Annotated in this window: 6 protein-coding genes; 3 read left to right on the top strand and 3 right to left on the bottom strand. The window is 69.8% G+C overall.

Annotated elements, in window-relative coordinates:
* From QQK25_RS07175 to QQK25_RS07165, 3 genes are all read right to left on the bottom strand, one after another.
* Positions 1–165, bottom strand: a 165-nt coding sequence (locus QQK25_RS07175; RefSeq protein ID WP_284187322.1) for an NAD(P)-binding domain-containing protein, incomplete at its 3' end; no start/stop codon positions are given.
* 1 nt (position 166) lies between these two features.
* Positions 167–1039 carry an NAD(P)-dependent oxidoreductase gene (locus QQK25_RS07170; RefSeq protein ID WP_284187318.1) on the bottom strand — a complete coding sequence of 291 codons (873 nt, stop codon included), beginning with the start codon at positions 1037–1039 and terminating at the stop codon, positions 167–169.
* Positions 1040–1129: 90 nt separating this feature from the next.
* Positions 1130–1999, bottom strand: a complete 870-nt coding sequence (locus QQK25_RS07165) for a hypothetical protein (RefSeq protein WP_284187317.1) — start codon at positions 1997–1999, stop codon at positions 1130–1132.
* Between the two features lie 188 nt (positions 2000–2187).
* Between QQK25_RS07165 and ybiB the strand changes: the two genes are divergently transcribed.
* From ybiB to QQK25_RS07150, 3 genes are all read left to right on the top strand, one after another.
* Positions 2188–3114 carry a DNA-binding protein YbiB gene (gene ybiB / locus QQK25_RS07160; RefSeq protein ID WP_284187316.1) on the top strand — a complete coding sequence of 309 codons (927 nt, stop codon included), beginning with the start codon at positions 2188–2190 and terminating at the stop codon, positions 3112–3114.
* 148 nt (positions 3115–3262) lie between these two features.
* Positions 3263–4063 (top strand): caspase family protein, encoded by an 801-nt coding sequence (locus QQK25_RS07155; RefSeq protein ID WP_284187315.1) that lies wholly within the window; start codon positions 3263–3265, stop codon positions 4061–4063.
* An 85-nt stretch (positions 4064–4148) separates the two neighbouring features.
* On the top strand, positions 4149–10268 hold the full coding sequence (locus QQK25_RS07150) for a CHAT domain-containing protein (protein ID WP_284187314.1): 6120 nt from the start codon (positions 4149–4151) through the stop codon (positions 10266–10268).
* Positions 10269–10345: the final 77 nt, after the last annotated feature.

Below are 10345 nucleotides of genomic sequence, written 5' to 3'. Positions count from 1 at the left end.
GGCGGCAAGCGCCGCCGGCGTGTCGCACACCGCGGCACCGGCGGCGGCGATCTCCGCCGCGGCCTCCGGGCGTCGCGCCCACACCGCCACGTCGTGCCCGGCCCTCAGCAGGTGGCCCGCCATCGGCAGGCCCATCACGCCCAGCCCCACAAAACCGACGCGCATCTCAGCCCCCCGACAGGCCTTCGAGCAGCTTCAGCGCGGCGATGGAATCCTCCTCGCCCAGGCCGCTGCCGACCATTGCGTTGAAGAGCTGCGCCGTGGCCGCGCTGGTGGGCAGCATCAGGCCCAGGCGATGCGCCTCCTGCACCACGATGTTCATGTCCTTCTGGTGCATCCAGGCCTTGAAGCCCGGCTTGAAGTTGCGGTCGAGCATGCGCTGGCCGTGGTTCTCGAGGATGCGGCTGTAGGCAAAGCCGCCCAGCAGCGCCTCGCGCACCTTGCCCGCATCCACGCCGCTCTTGCGGGCGAAGTTGAAGGCCTCGGCCACCGCCATCACCGTCACGCCGGTGAGGATCTGGTTGCACGCCTTGGTCACCTGGCCGGCACCCGAGCCACCAATCAGATTGACCGACTTGCCCATGCAGGCGAGCACCGCCTTGGCCTTCTCGAAGGCGGCCTCCTCGCCGCCCACCATGATGGTGAGCCCGGCGTTGATCGCGCCCACCTCGCCACCCGACACCGGCGCGTCGAGCATGGTCACGCCCTTTTCGGCGAGCCGCGCGGCGATCGACTGGGCCGCCGCCGGCGCGATGGTGCTCATGTCGATGTAGATCAGGCCCGGCTTGGCGCCCTCGGCCACGCCACCTGCGCCCAGGGCCACCGCCTCCACGTCCGGCGCGTCTGAGACCATCGACACCACGATGTCACAGTTCGCGGCAACATCCGCCGGGCTGGCCGCGCCCTTCGCGCCGGCTTCCAGCAGCGGGGCCATGGATTCGGCCCGGCGCGCCCAGACGGTCAGATCGAACCCGCCCTTCAGAATGTTGAGCGCCATCGGACGCCCCATGATGCCCAGACCGACGAACCCGATTTTCATGCCCTGCTCCCGCGCTCAAAAAAAGCGAGAGGTTAGCGGCCCGCCCCGGGCAAGGGAAGTAGGGAAACCGGCAGGCCGCCGGCCTGACCATCAGTTCACCTGGAATTTCAGCGTCTCCAGCTCGAATCGGGCGATCGCCGTCACGGCGCCGCTGCCGCCGCCGCTCGGATCGAAACTGAAACCCGACAGGCCGATGGTCTGGAAGCTCAGGTCAGCCAGCACCGTCTTGAGGGCCGTGTCGCGCAGCTCCACGCCGATCGCCACCGGATCGCCGTGTGCCCCGCTGGCGGTCAGCTTCAGCACCGCGTCGCGCCACTGGGCGCAATCCGGCCCGGTCACGGTCAGGGCCAGCGGCGAGAAGCCCAGGGCGCCCACCAGCAGCCGCCCGCCAAACCGGTCGTCCTCCCGCACCAGGCTGCGCGAGAGCGTGACCGCGCCGATCCGGCTGATCCGCCCGCTCGGCAAGCCCGGCACCGTCACCACGAAGTTCGACGCCAACCACTTCTTGGCGCGTCCCGGTGCGGCCGACTTCACCGCCCCGCCAAGCGGCCCGGCCTCCACGCGCTCCGGTTCGAACACCGCCTCGATCGCGTAGATCTCCTTGCCCGCCGCCGAGCACTCGGGAAGGCGCAGCTCGGTGAGGATGCAGCCCTTCAGGACGAGATGGTGGCGCACCTTGCCGTTCCCGTCGGTGTGCAGCACGCCCAGATCGACCGGATCGACCCGACCGCTCGTCAGCCCTTCCAGCCAGCCCGCCAGCGGCGCCATCGACGGCGGCGTGAAGCGCACCGTCAGCTGCCCGAAGCGCGGCTGTCCGAGCCGGTGTCCGCCGCCCTGAGCGGGGAGCGGAATCACCTCCCAGCTGATGTCCGGCAGCACGCAGGCCATCAGCGGATAAACGAGGCCATTCACATCAAGATAAGTCGTCCCGATCTGGGTTATGGCAGCAACGGGTGGCATGGGCCTGCTCCTTCCGGCGGTGATTTCTGGGGATTGGAAACCGCCCGGCATCACGCGGCGGCCTCAAGGCAAGATAGCTCCCCGCCAGCGCAATGGAAAGGGTGACGGAAAGTAAGCCTTACGCGCGTCCCCTCGCCCGGGCCTTCCGCTACACTCGGAGGATCATCCCACTGCACCTGATTCCCGCCATGTCCTACGCCCCCTTCATCAAGGAGATCGGCCGCGGGCCGAAAGGCTCCAAGCCCCTCACCACCGAACAGGCCGAATCCCTCTTCGGCGACATGATGGACGGCCGCGTGCCCGATCTGGAGCTGGGCGCCATCATCCTGTCGATGCGCATCAAGGCCGAATCCCAGGACGAACTGCTCGGTTTCCAGCGCGCCCTCGACGCCCGCACCGCCCGCGTCGCCGTGCCAGCCGGGCCGCGGCTGGTGGTGCTGCCCACGTACAACGGCGCCCGCCGCCAGGCCAACCTGATGCCGCTGGTGGCCCTGCTGCTGGCCCGCGCCGGCGTGCCGGTGCTGATCCAGGGCCGTCACGACTTTGAAAGCCGGGTGAGCCCCTTCGCGCTCCTCGACGCCCTCGGCATCCAGCCCGCCGCCAGCATTTCCGAGGCCGAAACCCAGCTTGCGGAGCGCCGCCTGGCCTGCCTGCCCCTCGACGTGCTCGCACCGGGGCTCGAACCGATCCTCGCCACGCGGGTGCGCTTGGGCGTACGCAACAGCGCCCACACCCTCGCCAAACTCCTCGACCCGGCCCCGGGCCACAGCGTGCGGGTGGTCTCGGTGACCCACCCCGAATACCTCGAACGGATGCATGCCCACCTTGTGGCCCAGGGCGGCACCGGCATGCTGCTGCGCGGCACCGAGGGCGAGGCCTTCGCCAACCCCCGCCGCCGGCCCCAGCTCGAAGCCTTTGCCAACGGCGTCGCTAGCATCGCCTTCCCGGCCGAGGAAGGGGGCGCGCCCCCCGTCGAGGGCCTGCCCGACAACCCGGAAGTCTCCGCCAACGCGGCCCTGATCCAGGCCATGCTGGCCGGTGAGATCCCCGTTCCACAGCCCGTTCTCGACCAGGTCAGCGCCTTGCAGGCCCTCGCCGCCGTACCCCGCGTGTAGCCCCGCGCAGATTTTTCTGTCCCTACGTCAACCCTTCATCGGATAGCCATTGATCTTTCATGCAGCTCTGCTTAACTGAGCTCAGAGCGTTTGTCATTTCCCGGGCCGCTCCCGCGCGGACGGCCCCTTCCCCGGAAGGAGATCGACCATGACCAAGAAGGCACTGTGCATCGGCATCAATGATTATCCCGGCACCCAGAACGACCTCAACGGCTGCGTCAATGACGCCAGAGACTGGGCCGCCACCCTCACCGGCCGTGGCTTTACCGTCACCACGCTGATCGACGCCCAGGCCACCAAGGCCGCCATGGTCAGCGCGATGAGCAGCCTCATCTCCGGCGCCGCCAAGGGCGACACGGTGGTCATCACCTACTCCGGCCACGGCACCTGGGTGCCCGACAAGAACGGCGATGAACCCGACGGCCGCGACGAAGCCCTGTGCCCGTGGGACATCGGCTCGGGCAAGGTGCTGCTCGACGACGAGATCGCCGTGATCTTCGGCAACCACGCCCCCGGCGTGCGCGTGCTGCTGATCTCCGACAGCTGCCACTCCGGCAGTGTCACCCGCGGTGACGACAGCGACCTCGACCCCGGCATGCCCCGCGCCCGCTTCCTGCCGCCCAGCGTCTGGATGAAACCCGAGGACCTGCCCCCCGCCGGCCGCGCCCTCAGCCTGCCCAGCCTCAGCGGCCTGTCGCGCAGCGGCGGCGACCTGCTGATGGCCGGCTGCACCGACACCCAGTTCAGCTGGGACACCAGCTTCAAGGGCCGCCCCAACGGCGCCTTCACCTACTACGCCCTCAAGGCCCTGGCCGCCCTGCCGGCCACCGCCAGCTACGCGAACTGGTTCAAGGCCATCAGCCCCACCTACCTGCCCACCAACCAGCTGCCCCAGAACCCGCAACTGTTTGGCAGCCGCACCGCCAAGGCCTGGAAGGTCTTTTCCTGAGCCCAGCCTCACGTCGCCGCCACCCAACCCCGGCCCGCCGTTCGCGGGCCGGTTTGCCAATCGGCCCCCGATCTGGAGTCCCGTTGTGAATACCCCGGCCCTGCCCACCCTGCGCCTCGTTGCTGCCCCCGAAACCGACGCCAGCCGCAAGCCGGCACGCCTCGCAGCCCTTGCCCAGGCGGGCAGCCGGGGCGACAGCGGCGAACCCCTCGACCCGCTGCTGTCCACGGTGCTCGTGGCGGAGAGCTGGGAGATCGGCCCCCGCTCCCGGGGCGACGACAGCCGCCAGGTGGACGTACCGCCCGATACCCGCCTGCTGGCCCTCGAGGCCGACGACGGCACCACGGTCTTCATCCGCGCCGACACGCTGGCCGAACGCCTCGCCAACCTGGCCGTCACCCGCCCCGAACTGCGCGGCGACGACAACACCCTCGACCTCACCGCCCTGCGCCCCCGGGACGCCCGGAGCCGGGGCATCGGCGAATGGGTGTGGCGCCGGCTCTCCGCCCTCGTCGTACAAGAGGACGCGATCACCAAGGCCGCCCACGCCAGGCTCGCGGATCTCACCGGCACGGTGGTCGAAGACCTCGTCGTCGCCGGCGGCACCTATGCCGGGGCCAAGGCCATCGTGTGGGCCATCGAAGTTCGCGGCCGCAAGGCCCCCGGCCTCTATACGTGGGACGGCGGCGCCATCGACGCCGAAACCCCGCTGGCGGACAAGGCCCCGGCCGTCCTGGCGCTCACGGAGCAGCCCGGCCTGATCTTCATCCATGGCACCGGCTCCCACACCCTGGGCGGCTTCGGACAGCTACCCGGCAGCCAGAGCTGGCAGAAGCTGGTGGGCAAGTTTGAAGGCGGGCTGTTCGGCTTCGAACACCACACCTTCTCCGAGAGCCCCATCGACAACGCCCTGGCCCTGGCCCGGGTGCTGCCGGTCAATGCAAAGTTCAGCATCGTCACCCACTCCCGCGGCGGGCTCGTCGGCGATCTGCTGTGCATCGACGCCAGCCCCGACAACGCCGAGACCCTCAACGCCCTGATCCGCGACTACCGCCCGGCGCCTCGCCAGGACGACAGCCTCGACCCCACGGCCAAGGCCGACCTGGAGCGCTTCATCGAGCAGGAGCAGGGCAAGCTCGGCGAACTCATCCAGCTGCTGCGTGCCAAGCGCTTCCAGATCGGCCGCTACGTGCGCGTCGCCTGCCCGGCCCGGGGCACGGCGCTGCTCACCGACAATCTGGAAGTCTTTTTGTCAGGTCTCCTCAACCTCATCCGCAAGGCGGGGGGCTGGGCGGCCGGCGCGGCCGTCGGCGCCGCCTCCGGCCCCATCGCCGGGGCCAAGGCGAAGGCCGCCACCGACAAGGGCGTCGCGGTGCTCACCCGCATCGTCATCGAGATCGCCAACCGGCGCCTCGACCCGCGGCTCCTGCCCGGCATCGAAGCCATGCTCCCCGACGCCGCCATGGGCATGCTGCTGGCGTCCGTCCCCCATCGCCCCGACACCCGCATGGCCATCATCGCCGGCGACATCGAGGGCGGCGGCCTCGCCAAGCGCCTCGGCACGATGTTCACCGACTGGATGTTCTTCGATAAGGCCAACAACGACCTGGTGGTGGACACCGCCTCGATGTACGGCGGCCTGGCCTACCAGGCACAGGCCCGGGCGATCTTCGTCCAGGGCGAAAACGTCAATCACTTCCGCTACTTCCGCGACGACACCGCCACCGCCGACGGCCGCCCGCTGCCTTCCGCCGTGCACCGCTGGCTGACCGCCGACCAACCCACCGAATTGCCCGAATGGGCCACCCGCGCCCAACCGGAAATCGATCGCGACGACCGGGTGGCGCCCCCGGCGGCCCCAAAATCCCGCGGCGACACCCGTGCGCCCATCCTCGTCTTCCTGCCGGGCATCATGGGCAGCAACCTCGACGCCGACGGCAACCGCGTCTGGCTCGATCCCCTCGGCCTCGCCCGCGGCGCCCTCAGCCGCATCGCCATCGACAGCAAGGCCCGGGTGGCCGAAGCCGGGCTGGTGGGCATGGCCTACGGCAAGCTCGTCAAGCAGCTCGGCAAGACCCATCAGATCGAACTCTTCGACTACGACTGGCGCCAGCCCATCGCCAGGCTCGGCGAGCAACTGGCCGGCCGGCTGAGCGATCTCCTCGACAAGCACCCCGACACCCCGGTACGCATCCTCGCCCACAGCATGGGCGGCCTGGTGGTGCGCGCCGCCATCGCCCACAAGCCGGCCCTGTGGGACGCCATCGTCGCGCGACCCGAGGGCCGGCTGGTGATGCTCGGCACACCCCACCACGGTTCGCACCTGTTCGTCGACACGCTGCTCGGCCAGTCCGACACCATCCGCCTGCTGGCGCGGATGGACTTCCGCCACAAGATGCAGCAGATCCTCGACATCGTCGCGGGTTTTCCCGGCGCGGTGCATCTGCTGCCGGCGCCGGGCTTCCTCGACACCGGCAACACCGTCGTGCGCGATTACTACCGCCCGGAAACCTGGGAAGCCCTCGCTGCCAACAACAACGATTTCTGGTTTGGTCGCAAGCTGGGCGGCAGGCCTTCGGCCAAGGTGCTCCAGCAGGCGGCCGATTTCTGGAACGCCGTCGCCGACACCAGCTGGGTGGCCAAGGCCCCCGAGCGGATCGCCTACGTCTTCGGCCAGAGCGACAACACCCCCTGCGGGATCGTCGAGCAGCAGGGCGGCGGCAGCATCGTGCTGCGCGGCACGCCCGAGGGTGACGGCTCGGTCACCTGGGCGTCGGGCCACCTGCCGGGCCTGCCCAACGACCGCAAGTGGCTCATGCCCGTCGACCACATGGGGCTCACCAGCACCGAAGCCTATTTCGACGAGATCGAGACCCTCCTCGAGCGGGGCGCCCCGCGCAAGCTCGGCCCCCTGCCGGTGAGCCGCGGGGGCGACGCCGCCGTGGTGCGCGAATACCGGGCCGGCCCGCCGGCGGGCTTCCCGTCCCAACCCGAAGCCACCGCCCGCCTGCTGGGCGGCCGTCTGCGCCCGGTGGCGCCGCGCAGCCGCAACCGCAACCTCAAGGTCTCGGTCACCGCGATGGACCTGCGCTTCGTGCATATCCCGGTGCTCTGCGGCCACTACCGGGGCGACCCGATCGCCGCCGCCGAAGGGGTGATCGACCGCTACCTCGTCCGTGGCGCCCTCAGCCAGCGCCAGCGCCTGGGCATCCACACCGGCGAAATCGGCAACGCCTCCATCGTGCTGATGCCCCGCAACCTGGCCGAGCGCCAGCGCCACACCGGCCGCGGCGCGGTGGTGGTGGGCCTGGGCGAGATGGGCAAGCTCACCGCCGACGGCGTCAGCGAAGCCGTGCGCGGCGGCGTGCTGCGCTACCTCCTCCACGCCGCCGACCGCTACGGCGAGGAGCAGGCCGGCAGCGTCGCCGACAACCCCGACGGCGACACCCTCCACCTCAAGCTCGCCTCGCTGCTCATCGGCACCAATTCGGCCCTGCAGCTCGACGTGGCCGAATCGGTGAAGGCCGTGGCGCTGGGCGTGCTGATGGCCAACCGGGATTTCGCCACCGGCGAAGGCGGTTCGGCCCAAAACACCAACGCCCGCCGCGCGCTGGTGTCCGAGCTGCAGTTCATCGAGGTCTTCCACGACAGCGCGATCTCCGCCGCCCACGCGGTCAGCCAGCTGGGCTCGACCCTCGCGAGCGAGCTCAAGCAGATGAACTTCCAGCTCGAAACCGCCGACGAGCTGTTCATCGGCGAAGGGGTTCGCCAGCGCCTCAGCGTATCGCCCTTCTCGGATTACTGGCCGCGCCTCGTGGTGTGCGACGCCGACCGCGAGGACACCGACTTTCCGGCCGACGCCACCACGCCGCGCTTCCAGCCCCCCATCCCGCCCGAAAACCTGCGCCAGCTCCTGCGCATCTACGGCTGCGCCGACAAGGTGAGCGACGGCAGCCTGCCGACGCCCTTCTGGCTCGAAAGCGCCCCGACGATCCGCTACGCCAGCCGGCTCAAGTTCATCTACATGGGCGACAAGGCCCGCGCCGAGAGCATCGTCCAGATCCGCCAGCCGGGCCTCGTCGAAAAGCTCTGCGACGACCGCCTGAAGAGCCGCAGCCCCACCCTCTACGCCAAGGATTCCGGCTTCGGCACCACGCTGTTCCAGCTTCTGGTACCGCTGGATTTCAAGGCCGCCGCCCGCCAGGCCAACAACCTGCTGCTGATGGTCGATGAGACCACCGCCAACCTGCCCTGGGAAATGCTGGAGGTGGACGGCCGGCCGATGGTGCTGCACACCCGCGTGGTGCGCCAGTTCATGACCAGCCACTTCCGCCGTCAGGTGGTGCGCACCGACAGCCTCTCCGCCTGCGTGATCGCCGAGCCCTCCACCGAGGGCTTCCACGCCCAGTTTGGCGGCCCCGGCTGGAAGCCGCGCATCGGCGCCGACGGCCAGCCCGAGCCCGACTGCCTCGACGCCCTGCCCGGCGCCGCGGCCGAAGGCAACACCGTCACGCGGGTGCTCTCCGAGGTCGGCTACGAAGTGACCTTCGTCCCGCCCGACGCCCAGGCCGCCGACGTCTTCACCCGCCTCTACGCCAGGCCCTACCGCCTGCTGATGGTCTCGGCCCACGGCATCCACGGCAAGCGGGCGGCGGACGGCACCTGCCGCAGCGGCGTGGTGCTCTCCAACGGCCTGCTCCTCACCGCCGCCGAGATCGGCCAGATGGAAAACGTACCGGATCTCGTCTTCCTCAACTGCTGCCACCTGGGCAAGATCGGCACCGGCAGCAGCCGGCTCGCCGCCAGCCTCGCCCGGGAGCTCATCGACATGGGCGTGCGCTGCGTGGTGGCCGCCGGCTGGGAGGTGCACGACGGGGCGGCCCGCACCTTCATCGAAACCTTCTTCGAGCAGATGACCCAGCGCAACGCCAGCTTCGGCGAGGCCATCACCGTGGCCCGCGCGACCACCTTCGAAGCCTTCCCCGACCACAACACCTGGGGCGCCTACCAGGCCTACGGCGACCCGGCCTTCCAGCTCAAGGTCCGGCGCAACCCTGCCAGCGACGACGCCCCCATGCGCGCGCCCAACGAGCTCATCGACTGGATCGAGCAGCGGCGCATCGAATCCCGCCTGCCCGACGCCAGCCAGATGCTCCAGTCCGCCGGCAAGGACGGCGGCTTCAAGCAGATCGCCCAGCGCATCAAGACCCGCCTGCGCCATGTGCCCGAGCGCTGGATCAACCTGCCGGAAGTGCAGCAATCCCTCGCCCGCCTCCATGCCGAGTTCGGTCGCGATGGCTTCGACGAAGCCCGCAAGGCCTGGCTGCGGGCCATCAGCGACGATTCATCCCGCGGCCTCGTGCCCCTCTCGGCCATCGAACAACTCGCCAACCTGGAGGCCCGGCAAGCCGAACGCCTCAGCGCCGATCCGGCAAACCTGGACGCCGCCCAGGCACTGGCCGACAGCGCCCTGACCCGCCTGCGCTTCCTCATCGCCCTGTCAACCGAGCGCCCGGACGCCACAGCTGCCGGCAGCGCAAGCGGCAACCCCGAACGGCTGGCGATCCTCGGCAGCGCGCTCAAACGCAAGGCCATCGTCCTCGTCCGCAGCGGCAAGCCCTGGAAGGAAGCGGTCGCGCCGCTGCTGGCCGAAGCCCGCGACGCTTACGCCCACTGCGAGGGCAGCCCTGACGGATCGCCCGACTGGAACCCCTACAACTATCTCAACCGACTGCAACTGGACGCCCTGCTCGACACCCGGACCGACTACGAGACCGCATCCCGGGCCTGCCAGGGCGCCGCCCACGCGCGCTTCGAACGCACCTTCGACTTCTTCGATGCCGTCATGTCGGCCGATGCTCAGCTTGCCTGCTGGCTGCACACGGGGGAAGGCACCGCCGATATGCTGGCGGACCACTATCGCGACGCGATGAAGGACGTCACCGTCACGCCCCGGGAGCTCGAATCCGTCACCGCCCAGATCCGCATCCTCGGCGCGCTGCTCAGGTGCCGCGGCACTCCGGGCGACGCCGATCGCGCCCAGCTGCTCGACACGCTGATCGACATCCTCCACACCCCCAATCGAGCCGTCGCAGCACCTGCCACCTCACGATCCAGCACAGCGCCGGTGGCAGCAAAGTCCAGATCGAAGAAAGCAGCAGCCGGCACGCCCAAAGCTGGTGCAGGCAAGAAGAAGGAAAACTGAGCGACGCACCGGTCTGGCTCACCGATTCCCCATCCTGGTGCCAGAATCCGCCAGGATGGGCGGAAAACAAGGCTCCG

Source organism: Zoogloea oryzae (genome assembly GCF_030161255.1).
GTDB classification, from domain to species: Bacteria; Pseudomonadota; Gammaproteobacteria; order Burkholderiales; family Rhodocyclaceae; genus Zoogloea; species Zoogloea oryzae.
This window is presented reverse-complemented; position numbering and strand designations above follow the sequence as displayed.